This window comes from Bacillus sp. X1(2014) (assembly GCF_007678255.1).
The window spans coordinates 104,926-118,998 of the sequence record NZ_VEED01000004.1; the positions used below are offsets into that span (position 1 = coordinate 104,926).

General features: G+C 39.6%; 14 protein-coding genes and 1 riboswitch. Of the genes, 2 read left to right on the plus strand and 12 right to left on the minus strand.

What is annotated here, in order from left to right:
• Positions 1 to 9 precede the first annotated feature (9 nt).
• Positions 10 to 531, minus strand: a complete 522-nt coding sequence (locus FS608_RS10295) for a cupin domain-containing protein (RefSeq protein ID WP_144549623.1) — start codon at positions 529 to 531, stop codon at positions 10 to 12.
• Between the two features lie 451 nt (positions 532 to 982).
• Positions 983 to 1,450, minus strand: coding sequence for an SRPBCC family protein (locus tag FS608_RS10300; RefSeq protein WP_144549625.1), 468 nt, complete (start codon positions 1,448 to 1,450; stop codon positions 983 to 985).
• 274 nt (positions 1,451 to 1,724) lie between these two features.
• On the opposite strand from FS608_RS10300, the gene FS608_RS10305 reads away from it, so the two are divergent.
• Complete coding sequence (locus FS608_RS10305; RefSeq protein WP_144549627.1) at positions 1,725 to 2,336, plus strand: cell wall hydrolase; 612 nt, start codon at positions 1,725 to 1,727, stop codon at positions 2,334 to 2,336.
• 267 nt (positions 2,337 to 2,603) lie between these two features.
• On the opposite strand, the gene FS608_RS10310 is transcribed toward FS608_RS10305, so the two are convergent.
• The 5 genes from FS608_RS10310 to allC all read right to left on the minus strand — a co-directional run bounded on the left by FS608_RS10310 (position 2,604) and on the right by allC (position 7,966).
• Entirely contained in the window at positions 2,604 to 3,002 is a 399-nt protein-coding gene (locus FS608_RS10310) for a DoxX family protein (RefSeq protein ID WP_144549629.1), read from the minus strand.
• A gap of 64 nt (positions 3,003 to 3,066) precedes the next feature.
• Entirely contained in the window at positions 3,067 to 3,489 is a 423-nt protein-coding gene (locus FS608_RS10315) for a MarR family winged helix-turn-helix transcriptional regulator (protein ID WP_144549631.1), read from the minus strand.
• 191 nt (positions 3,490 to 3,680) lie between these two features.
• Complete coding sequence (locus FS608_RS10320; protein ID WP_144549632.1) at positions 3,681 to 5,258, minus strand: phytoene desaturase family protein; 1,578 nt, start codon at positions 5,256 to 5,258, stop codon at positions 3,681 to 3,683.
• 202 nt (positions 5,259 to 5,460) lie between these two features.
• Positions 5,461 to 6,711 carry a pyridoxal-phosphate-dependent aminotransferase family protein gene (locus tag FS608_RS10325; RefSeq protein ID WP_144549634.1) on the minus strand — a complete coding sequence of 417 codons (1,251 nt, stop codon included), beginning with the start codon at positions 6,709 to 6,711 and terminating at the stop codon, positions 5,461 to 5,463.
• Positions 6,712 to 6,724: 13 nt separating this feature from the next.
• Positions 6,725 to 7,966 (minus strand): allantoate deiminase, encoded by a 1,242-nt coding sequence (gene allC / locus FS608_RS10330; protein ID WP_144549636.1) that lies wholly within the window; start codon positions 7,964 to 7,966, stop codon positions 6,725 to 6,727.
• Positions 7,967 to 8,136: 170 nt separating this feature from the next.
• Here allC and FS608_RS10335 point away from each other — a divergent pair, with 170 nt between their 5' ends.
• Entirely contained in the window at positions 8,137 to 9,738 is a 1,602-nt protein-coding gene (locus tag FS608_RS10335) for a PucR family transcriptional regulator (RefSeq protein ID WP_144549639.1), read from the plus strand.
• 98 nt (positions 9,739 to 9,836) lie between these two features.
• Here FS608_RS10335 and FS608_RS10340 read toward each other — a convergent pair whose 3' ends face one another.
• The 5 genes from FS608_RS10340 to FS608_RS10360 all read right to left on the minus strand — a co-directional run bounded on the left by FS608_RS10340 (position 9,837) and on the right by FS608_RS10360 (position 14,044).
• Positions 9,837 to 10,442 carry a DedA family protein gene (locus FS608_RS10340; RefSeq protein ID WP_144549641.1) on the minus strand — a complete coding sequence of 202 codons (606 nt, stop codon included), beginning with the start codon at positions 10,440 to 10,442 and terminating at the stop codon, positions 9,837 to 9,839.
• 49 nt (positions 10,443 to 10,491) lie between these two features.
• Positions 10,492 to 10,761, minus strand: a complete 270-nt coding sequence (locus tag FS608_RS31765; protein WP_144550073.1) for a Ger(x)C family spore germination C-terminal domain-containing protein — start codon at positions 10,759 to 10,761, stop codon at positions 10,492 to 10,494.
• Entirely contained in the window at positions 10,700 to 11,284 is a 585-nt protein-coding gene (locus tag FS608_RS10350) for a GerAB/ArcD/ProY family transporter (RefSeq protein WP_144550071.1), read from the minus strand. The genes FS608_RS31765 and FS608_RS10350 overlap by 62 nt, the downstream gene beginning before the upstream one ends.
• Before the next feature lie 190 nt (positions 11,285 to 11,474).
• Positions 11,475 to 12,674 (minus strand): phosphoglycerate dehydrogenase, encoded by a 1,200-nt coding sequence (locus FS608_RS10355; RefSeq protein ID WP_144549643.1) that lies wholly within the window; start codon positions 12,672 to 12,674, stop codon positions 11,475 to 11,477.
• Between the two features lie 148 nt (positions 12,675 to 12,822).
• A riboswitch (ZMP/ZTP riboswitch) is annotated at positions 12,823 to 12,902 on the minus strand.
• A 104-nt stretch (positions 12,903 to 13,006) separates the two neighbouring features.
• Positions 13,007 to 14,044, minus strand: a complete 1,038-nt coding sequence (locus FS608_RS10360) for a threonine aldolase family protein (RefSeq protein WP_144550075.1) — start codon at positions 14,042 to 14,044, stop codon at positions 13,007 to 13,009.
• Positions 14,045 to 14,073 lie beyond the last annotated feature (29 nt).

Genomic DNA, 14,073 nt, shown 5'->3' on the forward strand with positions numbered 1-14,073 from the left:
ATTTTAAACTTACTCTGGAAGCTGCTGGTACGCTAATTTCATAATAATTTCCTCATGATCCGGATATTTTTGGATGAGTTCATCTTGTGTAAACAATTCAAAGTCTCGAAATTCGAACCCTGGAGAAACCATACACCCCACCAGGGAGAATGTATCCTCTTCCATCACAGACGATCCAAAAATTGAATTCTTCTTCACTAGGATTTGAGGTACTTCACCTTTTTCCAAATTCAATCCTAATTTCAATTCCTGGTATTTTCCATTTTCATCGATCACATGTATCGTTAACGGACTGCCCGCGTGAAAGTACCATAGTTCGTCAGACTTAAGCCGGTGAAAATGGGAAACATCATCTGAAGTTAATAGAAAGTAAATACTTGTATATAACTTGCGTTGGCCCTCAAACGTAACGGATAGTTCTTTATCTGTGATTTGTTCATCTGACTCAAACGTCCTTTTGTAATATCCTCCTTCTGGATGTGGCGTAAGTCCTAGCTTGGACACCCAGTTATGTACTTCTTTAAGATGCACGGCGGCAATCACTCCTTTTCCTTAATTGACACAATAGGATTTGAGAATAAAACGCATAAAAAGAGCCCTGGAAGGACTCCAAAATACAAAGAAAATTCTTGATATTAATTTATTCAAAATCCTTCCAATCCTTCAAACTCTTTATCTTCTCCATAATAATCTGTATCATTTTCTCTATTGTTAAACCAACTATTTTTGAACCAACTAATAATTTTCGAGAACATATTAACCACTCCTTATGGACAATGTAAATTTCAAAAAATGATTTGATATTGTTCTGTACTAGTTAAGAATAATAGTCCAATGTAAAAGAAGTATTAATTTGCTATAAATTATTGTTAATTTTTTATTACACTTACTTCTTTTTCTAACTTCAGCAAAAAAAAACAATTCAACATTCATGATCTACAGAGCCTATGAATAAAAAAGGCAAGTGACTAGCCAACTCAAGTCACCTGCTCCTTCGTTTCAAATAATATAGAGTTCTTTTTATTTCTTTTTCAACTTTTTGAAAAAAAGTTTCCATATTCTTGTTAGCCCCGCTCTCTAAAAAGCGTTGTCCTGCTAATGCAATTGCCCCGGTTACCTCTGCTTCAGCTTGACAGTTCAATTTAGCCGCCCGCTCGAAGTCTTTTATATACAGGTCGGCTTTACCTGCGATTTCACCGATATTACCTGTACCTTTCACATGCAGCCGGTACAAGGAAGAGGACTTCTTTTCCTCGAGCCGAATCTCAAGAGTAAAGAGATCTTGAATCGGACCCATCTTGATTTCCAATTCCGCTTGATATACACCCTTTGATGTTTCAATAAAAGACTTACACCCAGGGATGGCGTTCCTTAGAACTTTTTCATCCTTTATATACTTCCATACAATGTTCCTTGGCAATCCGAATGTATACTCGTGATCAATTTTCAACGTTACCCCTCCTCTAGCCATACGCTAAAAAAGTTTCATCTAAAATGGCAATCATTTATTTATATTCAAAGAAAAGCAGGATTGTTAAAAAATAATCTCAAAAACACAATAAAAAACGACATCGAAAAATTCGACGTCGTTTTTGTTATTCGACAAATGATTTCATTTCGATGTAACTAAACTGTAAAACTAAACTCTCCTAATTGTAATACTAATCTATTATTTCCATTCATAGTAATAGATTTATCGATAGCTAACTAGGAGGACTAGAAAAATGAAAAATCTTACCATTGTATTTCTATTACTCACGTCACTATTATTTGCTTCCCCTGCTTTTGCTTTTCCGATTAAACAAGGGGACACGCTGTCAAATAGTTTAAAAGTACATAAATTAAATCAAAAAGAGATTGGAGCAGTCTCTCTACATAATGATGAATTTGATCTGCTTTCTATTCGGGTGAAAGCTGCTACTATAAAACATCATACTACTAGTGAATCCCCCAAAAAAGACTCTATTAAATTACGTCTCTCAAGCAATGAAATAGACCTGCTCGCTAGGTTGGTTCGTGCGGAGGCACAGACGGAACCTTACGAAGGAAAAATTGCGGTGGCTTGTGTGGTGCTTAATAGAGTTGAAAGCAAAAAATTTCCGGACACCATAAAAAAAGTCATTTATGGCCCTGGTCAATTTCAACCTGTTCAAAATGGTGAAATCAACAAGCCAGCTGATAAGGAATCTATCAAAGCTGTTAAAGCAGCATTATCTGAAAAACGCCAACTTGCACCAGGAGCATTATTTTTCTATAACCCGGCGATCGCAACAAGTCGGTGGCTCGATTCAAGAAAAACAACAATGGTTATTGGACGACATGTCTTTAAAAAATAGAGGGAAATTTCACCTCCAGAAGCGAGTAACACCAATTTTTGACTTTTAATCATTGGAAGTAACGCCAGAACTTGTACTCTCAGCAATAACCGTATCGCCTTGAAATATATAGGTAAATAAGCATAGTCCTGTTTCTTTGCTTCAAGAGCTGCATTCATGATTAAGCAGCTCCTTTTAATTCATTAGAATCTTTTTGTAAAATCAATAGCCTAACTGAAAATAACTTATTTCCATTGGTTGCAAGATAAACTACGCATTCGAGATATATTAGAAAAAAAATGCATCTAAAGCATATTGACCGGGACCAACTAAAGCTATACCAATAGCTACTGAAAGCAAAGTTAAATTGTATTCATATCCATTAGCTGTTGACCATAATCCATTCGGCGCATGAACCTTAATAATCGCCATTGCCATAGTCCCCGCAATCAAAATTCCTGCAAGTGGTGTTAATAATCCTAAAGTAAACAATAGTCCCCCTATAAGTTCTGCTAACCCTGCAAAAAGAGCCATGGTTACTCCTGGTTTCATGCCAATGGATTCAAACCATCCACCGGTTCCTTTTAATCCATAACCACCGAACCAGCCAAATAATTTTTGAGCGCCATGACCCACAAATAGTAAACCAATTACCAAACGAATGATTAATAAACCAATATTTATCATGTTAAAATCCTCCTTATGTTTATTTGTCTCGAATTCGAGATAATGTATTAAAAAAAATGAGAGTTTAAACTTTATTCCTTACTTTTTTCAAAAGTTGCACTAATGTCTCTGCCTCATCAGATTCCAATGAATCAAACATTTGATTAACACACTCATGATATTTCGGCATGATATCATTCATTAATTCATTTCCATCATCAGTTAATCTAACATGTATCATACGGCGATCTTCTGGACAGGCATTTCTGCTTAATAAACCTCTTTGTTCTAGCTTATCTATAACATAGGTCATCGAACCACTTGAGACCAATATGCAATTTCCAATTTGTTGAATCGTTTGTTTCCCTTTTTGATAAAGTACCTCTAAAACAGAAAATTCCGTAATTCCGAGCTTATTTTTTGCCATTTCCTCCTTTATTCGATCATGAATTGATTTAGATGTTTGCATTAATATCAGAAAGGGCAAATTATTGCATTTCCTCTCCATTAATTTCACCCCCACAAAACCTTGAATTAAAATATCTTGAATACAAGATAATGATAATATTTTTTATCTTTGGTGTCAATCATTTTTTGTATGACGATTCCCGTTAGAATTATCTTTATTTCCTTTTTTTATTAAAAAAAGCCCTAATTCCAACGGGAAATAGGGCTACATTAACATTTTCTCATAAAAATTTATTGCGAGAGTAACTTCTGGGCAACTATATAGCCAGATCCGCCATTCACACCGTGTCCAGGCCAGGTAGCAGCACCGAGCATATACACATTTGGAATAGCTGTCTGATGACCCGGCTGCCCTGGTAATGGTCTAAACAGATAACTTTGCGCCAAATCGTGTGCACCGCCGTATGGATCCCCCGGTCCAGAGTTCGGGTTATACTTGGCAATGGTGTCAGGGGTGACGACAGATTTTCCGATTACCGCACTAGGGATGTTTGGAATATGTTTGCTCACCACATTTAGCACACGTTCTGTAAACCGCTCCGTTAAATCTTCCGTCCATGTACCATCGCCCACTTCGATGAGGCCTGCAGCATCCCCTCGCGGACGGATTGGAACTTCCAGCACTTGTACCCGCATGATCGCTTTTCCTTCCGGAGCACGTGTTGGATCGAGGTTCGTAGAGCAGTCAACCGTAAAAGTTGGGTTTGATGGGAGTAAATCGGCCGCTCCTTGGGCTATTGCCAGTGTAAACCCGTCTAGTCCATCGGTAAGATGAGGCTGCCCGACACGGTTAAACCGTTCATCTGGCCATCTTGGCGGTTCATTCAATGCTAAATGAATTTGAACACAGCCTCGGCCATATCGATACTGTTTCGCTTGTAACCGAAGTGGAGGTGAAATCTCCGTATCAGCGAGTAGCGAAAGATAGAGTTGATCGGGTGTGGTGGAAGCCACAACTGCCTGCTTGGCACGGTATTTTTTCCCCTTGGCTGTTCGTACGCCAATCGCCCGGCCGTTCTCGACTAAGATCCGCTCGACGTGAGTGTGGGTAAGAATCTCGCCGCCTTGATCCTTTATCAGCTGTGCCAAAGCTTGAACGAGTTTCTCACTACCTCCCTCCGGTGTCGGCATTCCGCCGCCCATCAATGCCATCACTGTAAGCGGCACCCAAATTCCGCTGCCGACTTCATCTGGTGTACGGCCAAGATGTGTGACCCAAGAGGCCAGCATTGCGCTGGTCACAGGGGATTTCAGAGAACTGACTGTGTTGCGTGCTGTTGAAACTAAGGATGCTGCGAAAGGCGAAAAGCCCGCCCCGCCACCTTCGTGTAGCAAGCGCTGCAGAATCGGTGCAGCTTCATGGCTTGAGAGATCCATATTGAATAATCCAAATACATCGTTGACATATGGATTTAACTGTTCAAACATACCTGCCAGCCCGGCGCCATCACCAGGAGCCAAACGTTCTACTTCAGTGATTAGCTCCTCAAATGAACTAGGTAGGACGGCTGTTCGTCCATCTTCCATCGAAACACCTGTCGGCAGGTTCGTATTTAAATAACGAAGTCCACGTGCTTCCAGATCCTCCTTTAACTCAGCATAAGCGGGTCCCGTCGTAAATAGCGGATGGGCAGCCGCATATACATCATGTTTAAATCCTGGTAGTGTCAGTTCTTCCGTCCGCAAAAATCCGCCCGGTCGATCATTTTTTTCTAATACTAGAACACTGCGACCTGCACGCGTTAAATAGGCAGCGGTAATTAAAGCGTTATGGCCGCTGCCAATAATAATAACATCATAATTTCCCATTATATCTCTCCTTTTAGATATTCAAGCCCTACCTATGGAAAAGGATATTCTGGTTTCTGGATAGTAAGTACTAAATCTAGTATATTTTTCAAAATTTTTATAATCATTAACTACTATGTTTATTAGAAAACCTAGCTTTATGAAAAAAAGGTACCGCTCCCCATTTTCTGAACAAAAAGGATCGGTACCCTAGTATTCTTCTCTACTTCAACACTAACATACGATTCTCTACTGCATAGACATCCAGCGCAGCCTGTAATGCTTGTCCACGATTTACGTTTACTCCGTGACGAATCAACACCGCTTCTAATCCACCAAGAACAGACAATACATTTTCTTGACGGCAGCTATATCCCATCGTTCCGATTCGCCAAATTTTCCCGTGGAGCGGTCCAAAGGAGGAAGCAATTTCAATACTAAAGGCATCGAGCAGCATTTTCCGAACCGATTCTCCGTCCACCCCGCTTGGAATTTCTACGCAGGTGACACATGGCAGTTTATGCTCGGCATCGCCAAATAGCTGCAAACCCATCGCCTCAAGCCCTGTAACTAACGCGGTTTCGTGATATTTATGGCGTTTAAATCGCTGCTCTAGTCCTTCCTCTAACACTAAGCGAAGTCCCTCGTACAGAGCGTAAATCATTGAAGTGGCCTCGGTATGATGATTGAGTCTTCTGGGACCCCAATAATCCTGGAGCATGCTTAAATCAAAATAATTGCTGGCAATCGGATGGCTGCTGCGGGAATAGAGAAGATCCTCCTCTGTTGCGATCCCGCGTTCAACCTTTTTACGGGCCTTCAAAATACTTTCAATTCGTTCATTAAAGGTAATTGGTGCCATCCCAGATGGAACCGACAAGCATTTTTGGGTACCACCAATTAAACCGTCAATGCACCATTCATCGGTTTTGACTTCTACACCACCGATGGAAGCGACCGCATCCACCACGAGCAATACGTCCTGCTCACGGCATGCTTGCCCAATCTCTTTCAGCGGCTGCATTCGACCGGTGGATGTCTCGCCATGAACAATCGCCAGAATTTTCGGCGCAACCCGCTCCATTTCTTCAATTACCGTTTGTGGATCAAACACCTCTCCCCACGGACACTCGATCGTATACACTTCCGCACCATATCTTTCACAGATCTCCACTAATAAATGGCCGAATCTCCCAAAAATCGGCACAAGGACCCGGTCCCCTGGTTCGATGATACTGCAAAGGATCGCTTCATTTCCGGAACGGGATGTGCCATCAATGGGAAATGCCCAGCGATTTTTCGTTTGGAAAACTTGCCGAAGCATTTCCATGACTTGGTTCATAATATTTGTAAAAGCAGGATCGAATTGACCTAAGATAGGTGTGCTCATCGAACGTAATACTCTAGGGTCGACTTCCACGGGCCCGGGGGTCATAATCGTTCTCGTTGGGGTATGCAACTCAGAAAAAGCCATCTCTAACCACTCCTTAATATGCTAGTTTATATAAAACTTCAGTTAATAGATCAATTCCTGTTTCTAAATCTTCTAAACTCGTAAATTCTTTTGGTGAATGGCTGATACCCTTTTGACTTGGAACAAATAATAATGAGGTGGCACATTTCGTACCAAAAACTTGGGAATCATGCCCTGCTCCTGAGATCATGTCTTGGTAACGATAATTTTTCCGCTCTGCAATTTCACGAGCCCACTCACACATCTCCACGTCCATCTTTACTGGCTTAACATCCATCCATTGGGTGATCGCCACTTCCATTTGTAAACTTTCGCTGAATCGTTTAAATTCTGTGAAGATCTCGTTACAATATTGATCAATAACCTCTTCCTGATGATGGCGAACATCCAGGCTAAACTCTACCTCACCAGCGACTACATTCGGCACATTCGGTTTCACATGAAATCTTCCAACCGTTGCCACTAGTACAGGGTCGACCTGTTTTGCTTTTTCCGTTAAAAAAGAAATAAAATGGGAAGCAGTAGTAACTGCATCTTTCCGATAGGACATCGGGGTCGTCCCTGCGTGGTTACTTTCTCCCTTGATGTGAATGGTGTAACGGCGTTGACCGACAATATGAGTCACGATTCCCACCTGATTCTGATTTTTCTCAAGAACCATCCCTTGTTCTATATGAATCTCAACAAAACGTTCCACATCATCGCGAACGGGAGACGAATACTTTTCAGGATCAAATCCCGCTTCTTTCATCGCTACTAAGAATGGAACCCCCTCTGAGTCTTTCACCTCTTTTACCCGGTCAAGGTTGTAGGTACCACAGATATTTCTTGACCCCCAAAAGGTAAGGGGAAAACGACTCCCTTCTTCTTCACATAGAGAGACCACTTCTATCGTTTTCTTTGGGTATCCATATGCTTGAAAAAGCCTCATTACCGCAATGAAACTGGCAAGAATTCCATAAGCACCATCGTATTTTCCGCCATCGATAACCGTATCAACGTGAGAGCCGGTCAAGATTGTCTTCCCATTTAAATCTGTCCCTTGTAATCTTCCAAATAAATTCCCGACACTGTCAAGGTACGTATGCAGTTTCGATTGTTCCATTAATCTTTTTAATGCCAGCTGCGCCTCAAGCCAGGATGGTGAATACAAAAGCCTTGTTACTCCTCCATTTTCTGTTTCTCCAATCGAAGCAAGCCATTCAATCATTGCTCCCACCTGACCTTTTTCCAAGTTGTCTACTTGAATGGCCATCCACTTCACTCCTCACCATAAATACTTATATTCCTAGTTTACAATCATTAAAAATGAACATCATTAGAGAAAACGTAGAAATTATAATAAATTTTTATGCAAATTAACTAAATCATGATAAAATAAATGAAATATTTTCAGTGTTTTGATTTTTCTCAAGGAGTGGTTTCATGAAAGTAAATGAAGTTTTAACGATTCCACATTTAGCAGGAATGACGATGATCGCCGGCGAAGCTGGGACAGAACGTGAAGTGAAATTAGTCAATATGATGGATGCACCCGATATTATTCCATTCTTACATGAAAATGAATTTCTTATCACAACCGCTTATCATTTCAAAGATCAGCCCCATAAGCTAACCGAGCTGGTTCATGCGATGGCTGAACAAGGGTGTGCTGGATTAGGGATCAAGACGAAACGCTTTCTAAATAAAGTACCAGCAGAAGCTATAAAACTGGCAAACGAGTTAGCTTTCCCCATTATTGAACTCCCCTTAGAATTATCACTTGGCGAAATTGTCAATTGTACATTACGAGCAATACTTGATCATCGAGCTGCTGAATTGACGCTTGCATTAGAGACCCACAAGCAATTTACCAAGATCATTATGGAAGGGAAAGGGATTCAATTCTTACTTCAAGATTTATCTCAAGTGATCGGGCGGCCTGTTCAATTAATTGATCAGCATTTCAAGCCGATTTATCAACCTATCACGAACCTTGACTTTCCCGTAATTCTGGATGGTCTCAACATTCCTTTTTTGATGACTTCTCCCATTTCCATGGCAGTCCGATCCACTAAACAGAGCTGTACTTTATTCCCTGTACACATCAGTGAAAGGAAAAAAGGATTTCTTATGATTTTAGGGGAGGTGGAGAAAACCGATCATCTGATTTCATTAACGATAGAACAAGCTACTAATGTAATCTCGTTTGCACTTATGAAGGAACATGCACTACGACAGAAAGAAAGAAGTATACGAAATGATTTCTTCCTTCATTTTTCAGACGGTACGTTTTCTTCTCAAGCGGAAATCATAGGTCGAGCAGCGGAGTTTTCATTAAAAAATAACCAGAGGTATATTTGTGCAGTTGGTAAAATCGACAGGGATGACCGTCACCCTAGCTTTACCGAGCGTCTGGAAAAAGTAGATGATATTTATGATTTTATCGAAGGAGAAGTCTCTGATATCACTCCCTGCATCCACTTTTTCACAAAAGGTGAAACCTGCATTCTTTTATTTGAAATTCAAGAAACACTCGGGGCTGCAAGTGCTTACTGTGAATCAAGCTTGCTTCAACTTCAGGAAAAAGTTTCTACTTACTTCGGGAATACGATTTCCTTTGGTGTGAGTCATGTAAGTCATACGTTTCTTGATGTTAAAAATGCATACAAAGATGCTGAAGACGCCTTATCACAGGGACAGCTTTCAAAGAAAACAGCCTATATCCAAACATATCAAACCAAGGATGTCATGGAGTTATTGCGAATGGTCCCCCATGATGAGTTAAGAACTTTTTATACATTTGCCCTAAGCCGATTGGCAGATACAAAAGGTGAAGATGAACAGACACTGCTAGATACGTTGTCTGTCTATTTAGAGACACACTGCCAAATTTCCGAAACAGCCAAACGGTTATATGTTCATCGGAACACGGTCATTTATCGGATTGAAAAGTGTGAGGAAATTCTCGGAAAAAGCTTAAAGGATTCAGAAACAACCATGCAAATTAGACTTGCCTTAAGGATCAGGTCCTTATTAGAAACTTGACTTCTCCCCATGGATAAATCCAGGGGATTCTTTTTTAAACTTTCCCTATCATTCATTTAAACATCCAAACCACTCTAGTTCACTTCATTTTTAGTATGCTAAACCCTCTTGCCTATTCGATTTCTTCTCTTCCAAAAAAAATATATGATTATTGATAGAACCAAGAAGAAGGTGATTAAATAAATACTGTATGTTGTCATAAATCGTTCAACGGTGTGCCAATTTTCGCCTAATTTTCTTCCTAGTGTGACAAAAGTAAAACTCCATATGAATGCACCAGTATAGGCGTAAATAGCAAATTTTTTAAAGGGAAAACGATTAACGGCGCCAATATAAGCGGTAAGATGCCGTACCCCGGGAATAAAATATCCAAACAATAAGAGAAAAGGCCCGAATTTTCGGAATAATTTCATGGTTCTATTCATTTTTTGTTCGGTAATGTGAATTTTCGGGCCAAACTTTTCGATTAGAGGCAACCCAAATCTATAACCAATATAGTAGCTAAGTGAAATCCCTGCTGATGCCCCAATAAAAGCACTTACTATTGAAAATATATAGGATAATTTCCCTTGAAAAACATTGTAACCAATATAGGTTAGAAGAACCTCATCGGGTAGAGGAAGTCCTACAATACCGCCAATTAAGGCAAATATGATTCCGAAGTACCCATAATGTTCTATAAGGTAATCAATATGATTCTGCATTTTTTCATCATCCTATTTGGTAATGTCTAACCCTCAACGTTGCTATTGCTTAAATAGAAACCAACATTGAAATCAATCCTTGTTCATATTTATAGCTGTTAAAATGAAAAATTTGCACCTTAACCTTTAGATCTGTTAAGGAGTAATTATCTAAATAAAAGACTTTAGATTTTTTTAATTCGCTATATTGTTTCGGGTGTTTTCTATACAACTTTTCACCCACATTCAGTAAATCTGTTTGATTTTTTACACCATTTTTATAAATGGAAGTAAACTTTCTTTTTATATCTTCTTGGAGAATATCCGTCCGTAAACACAGGAAATAAAAAACTCGGGTCCTTTAAAGTCGTGTTTGAAATGGCAATAAATATATCAAATAACACCACAAGCGGGAGTAAAAATCCGCTAGAAATTGCCATGCTTTTGACCCCAGCGAGCGTGATGATAAAACAGACAATAATTAAGATGCAATTAATCATAAAAACAGAAGCATCCGCGAGAAAATAAGCCTTTAACCAGGTCATTAAGTCTCTAAAAGTGACATAGGAGCTCGTGAATAGAAAGAGAATAACGGGAATTGAAAGTAAAGTAGAGAAAGTCCTGCCAAGTCGATTTCTAATCAAAGTAAAGAAACCTTCATTCGGACTGTTTTTCGCAATATAATAAACCAGCCACAGAAAGAAAAGAGAAATTGGATATGCCACAATCACACTTAACCAGCTATCTCTTCCAGCAGCTGTAAGCAAGTTTGGGATAAGAATGACATGGTTAAGTAAGCCCGTAGAAAGGATCAAAAGCAATAATAATTGTCTTGGAAGGAGGATTTTCGTTAAGTTTTGCATTAAATTCACCGATTTTTCCCATTTTAGGTATTATTATCACCATGAATGAAAAATATATGTTTTCAAGTTTAATCAACACTTTCTCTTTTCGACTATAAAAAAAAGTCATGCCAGCTACTCTTCTAGAATAGCTGGCATGACTCAAGTTTCCCTTTTATTCCTTTTTTATTAAAAATCGCGGAATGGATGTTTAAATGATTCGTGCTGTAACAATACCTTCAATTTGATTAATTTTTTCTTGCAAGCCAGGAATGACATCGCCATTTACTTTATTGTCAATGTCGATCATCGTATAGGCGTATTCTCCGCGGCTTCTATTGATCATGTCAGCAATGTTTAATTGATAGTTAGAGATAGCTAGTGTAAGCTGACCTACCATGTTTGGAACATTTTTGTGGAATACCGCCACACGACGCTTTCCTGTATAATCAAGGGATGCGTTCGGGAAATTTACTGAGTTTTTAATATTTCCTGTTTCTAAAAAGTCCTTTACCTGACGGGCTGCCATAATCGCACAGTTTTCCTCAGATTCTTGAGTAGAAGCACCGAGATGCGGGATAGGAATCGCATTTTTCATTTTCAAGACAGTTTCATTCGGGAAATCTGTAATATACTTACCTACCTGACCGCTTTCTAGAGCCGCAGCCATATCTGTTTCATTCACAAGCTCTCCACGGGAGAAATTTAGGATATGAACGCCAGGCTTCATGATACTAAACGTTGCTTCGTTAAACATTTCTCTTGTGTCATCAGTTAAAGGCACATGAACTGTTATATAATCACAATTTGCAAACAGCTGTTCAATTGACATTGCACGCTGAACATTGCGGGACAAGTTCCAAGCTGTATCGACTGAGATGAACGGGTCAAAGCCAATGACATCCATGTCTAAATCAAGAGCATCATTTGCTACAAGCGCACCGATAGCACCTAAACCGATAACACCTAGTGTTTTTCCTTTAATTTCTTTACCAACGAATTGTTTCTTACCTGCTTCGACAAGTTTCGGAACTTGTTCCCCTTCGCCTGCTAAGTTCTTAGTCCATGCGATACCGTCAAAAAGGTTACGAGATGAAGCCATTAATGTGGTAAGAACCATTTCTTTTACAGCGTTGGCATTTGCACCAGGAGTATTAAACACAACAATCCCTTGCTCCGTACATTTAGCGACTGGAATATTATTGACACCCGCTCCAGCACGTGCAATTGCCTTTAAATTTTTCCCTAATTCAAGAGAATGCATATTAAAACTACGAACTACAATGGCATCGGGATTTTCACTTTCATTATCGATCGTGAAGTTATCTTGATTAAATACCTTTAGCCCGCTTTCTGCAATGTTATTTAACGTTTTGATTGTTTGCTTTTTGTCTAGGATTGTTGTGCTCATTTTGTTTTCTCCTCTACTTTTCTGTTATAGTTTTCAAGCTCTCTTTTTCTATGAGAATTAATTTCTATTAGAACGAAGAAATTTAACAGTCTTTCTAGCCGGTTCTATCCCCCCTTAATATACAGAAAGAGGCAAGGATTTGTTTCCTTACCTCTGCCCAGGCGAACGGCTACGACTTATATGTGCTCCCTCACGGTAATCCGTGTTTCGCCAGTTACACATCGTCTTTTTTATTTCTCTAAAAATAACAAATTTTCTAAGAATATTCAAGCATTTTGAAGTTTTTAAAATTTATTTTTTTTATAAAAACGAATTGACTTACTGCTTGTGTTTTAAGATTCTCGGATAAATAGCGCCATAAAATCCTCAAGAAAGGCATCTACCTCTTCTTCTTTTGTTGCCCAGGATGTCACAAGGCGAATAGCCGAATGATCTCCATCTACCTTTTCCCAGATATGAAACGCATAGTTTTTCTCTAATTCTGCAATCACCGTATTAGGTAAAATGGGAAAGATTTGATTCGATGGAGAATGGGTTAGAAACGGAATATTCGCTTTGCAGATTCCTTCTCTAAGCGTTGCTGCCATTTGATTCGCATGCGTGGCTAATTCAAAGAACAAATCGTCTCGGAACAGTTCAAGAAATTGAATGCCCAATAGTCTCCCTTTTGCAAGCAGCGCTCCTTTTTGCTTCATATGGTAACGAAAATCTTCCTTCAATACATCACGGCAAATGATTAACGCCTCACCAAGAAGTGCCCCATTCTTTGTTCCTCCAATATAGAATGCATCTACAAGTCTAGGAAGGTCACTTAACTTCAAATCATTTTCTTCTGCACAGAGTGCTGAGCCTAACCTTGCCCCATCCATATACAAAATAAGATGGTTCTTTTTGCAAAAATCACTTAACTGCTCCAGTTCATTTCGGCTATAGATGGAGCCTATTTCAGTGGAATTAGATATGTATACTAACTTCGGCTTGACCATATGCTCATCAGGATGACTATCGAGTACCGCTTGTACAAGTAATGGAGTTAATTTCCCATTTTCCGCTTCTATCGAGATAACTTTATGACCAGTTGCTTCAATGGCCCCTGTTTCATGTCCCAGGATGTGACCAGTACTTGCTGCCATGGCCGCTTCATGTGGTCTTAAGAACGCAGAAATTGCGATTAAATTTGTTTGTGTGCCGCCAGATAAGAGATGAACATCTACCTCTGCCCCTCCCATTTGCTCCTTAAGAAGGTCAACCGCTTTTCGAGAAAATTGATCTTCTCCATAGCCATCATCCTGGATCAGGTTGGATTCTATTAAAGCATTCAAAATTCTAGGATGTGCGCCTTCGCTGTAATCATTTTTAAAGCTATACATGATCGTGCCCCCGTTATAATGATTGAATA